This is a genomic window from Streptomyces sp. NPDC059142 (genome assembly GCF_042755665.1).
In the GTDB taxonomy this organism is placed as follows: Bacteria; Actinomycetota; Actinomycetes; order Streptomycetales; family Streptomycetaceae; genus Streptomyces.
In genome coordinates this window covers 1-1,855 of sequence record NZ_JBHZDA010000059.1, presented here as the reverse complement: position 1 = coordinate 1,855, position 1,855 = coordinate 1, and the positions used below count along the sequence as shown (strand labels likewise).

General features: G+C 74.4%; 1 protein-coding gene. It reads left to right on the top strand.

All coding sequences use genetic code 11. The annotated features are described in order from the left end of the window. Positions 1 to 371: 371 nt before the first annotated feature. Positions 372 to 1,855, top strand: a 1,484-nt coding sequence (locus ACFXPK_RS21100) for a sensor histidine kinase (protein ID WP_385077551.1), incomplete at its 3' end; no start/stop codon positions are given.

Sequence of the window (1,855 nt, the reverse complement as noted above, 5' to 3'; positions counted from 1 at the left end):
CCGCGGCGGGGCCGGGGCGTGGAGTCGCCCGGCCACCCCCCCCCTAACCCCCCGTCTGGTTCACCCCCCCCCCCGCTCCGCGGGCGCCCCCGGTGGGGCCGGGGCCCCCCCCCCGCCCCGGACGCGTGCGACCCCTGTGCTATTTCGTGCTGATGTGCGATGCCTCATACCGGAGCGGGATGCTCTGTGGGCAACTTTGTCAACTGCCCACCACGAATGACCGCTTGGCGACTACCGTGTGTGCTCGGTGATCAACGGAGGGCTCATCCGGCATGCGCCGGTCCTGCCGCTGCGCCGTGAACCAGAAGACCGCCGCCGCACCAGCACCAGCACGCATGCCGATCCTGGGGCCCCACGTACCGAGGACACAGATGTCTCACCTTCGCGCACCCGTCGCGCGGCCGGAACGCCGAGAGGGCGGGCGGCACGGCCGGCCGGGCTCCCGGACGTTCCCGTCCGCGGCCCGGGCCGACGCGGCGACCCCGCCGGACGCCCGTATACGGCCGCACCTCCTGCGCGCCGAACTCCTGCGCACCGCCGTCCTGCCCGCGATAGTCGCCTCGCTGAGCGGCGCCGCGGCCGTGGTGCTCGTCCTGCGCTCCACCACCGCCGAACCCACCGCACCCGTCTGGACGGCCCTGTTCGCCACGGCGCTGCTCGCCTTCGCCGCCGTCACCGCGGCGGCGCTGGGCGCCGAACGCACCGCCCGTACCGTCCTCGGCCGGTGCAACGCGCTGCGCCGTACCAGCGCGCGCAGGCAGGCCGAACTGCGCGCCGTCGTCGAACAGCTCAGACAGGGCGAACGGCTGCCCGCCCGCCCCGCGCCGCCCGCCGCGGCCGGCCACGGCGGCGACGAGTTCGGACTGCTCGCCGCCGAACTCGGCCGCTCCCACGAGGCCGCGATCGCCGCCGTGACCCAGGCGTCGCGGCTCTCCAGCAGCGTCGGCAACGAACAGAAGGTGGAGGTCTTCGTCAATCTGGCGCGCCGCCTCCAGTCCCTCGTCCACCGCGAGATCCAGTTGCTGGACGATCTGGAGAACGAGGTCGAGGACCCGGAGCTGCTGAAAGGTCTCTTCCAGGTCGACCATCTCGCGACCCGGATCCGCCGGCACGCCGAGAACCTGGCCGTCCTCGGCGGGGCGATCTCCCGGCGGCAGTGGAGCCGCCCGGTCACCCTGAACGAGGTCCTGCGCTCCGCCATCGCGGAGGTCGAACAGTACCCACGCATCAAGCTGGTGCCGCCGATCGAGGGCAGCCTGCGCGGCCACGCCGTCGCCGACGTCATCCACCTGCTGGCCGAACTGGCCGAGAACGCCACGCTGTTCTCGTCCCCGCACACCCAAGTGCTGCTCAGGGCGCAGCAGGTGACGGCCGGGCTGGCGATCGAGGTGGAGGACCGGGGGCTCGGCATGCACCCCACCGAGCAGAAGAAGATGAACGCGCTGCTCGCCGACCCGGACCAGGTCAATGTCGCGCACCTCCTCCAGGACGGGCGGATCGGCCTGTTCGTGGTCTCCGCGCTGGCCCGCAGGCACGGGATCGCGGTCCGGCTCCAGTCCAACATCTACGGCGGCATCCAGGCCGTACTGGTACTGCCGCAGACGCTGCTCGGATCCGACCCCGGCGCCGACCCCGAACACACCGGGCAGCCGGCCCCCGCGGAGCGGGAGGACCCGCCGGTTCCGCGGCCCCCCGCGCCCGGCGCGCCCGGCCACACCGCGCCCGGCCACACCGCTACCGGCCACGCCGTTGTGGACCACGCCGCCCCCGGCGACGCCCCGTCCGGCGATGCCGCGCCCGGGGGCGTCCGACTCCCGGCCCCGGCCCCGGCGTACCCGTCGGCGCCCCCGACCGC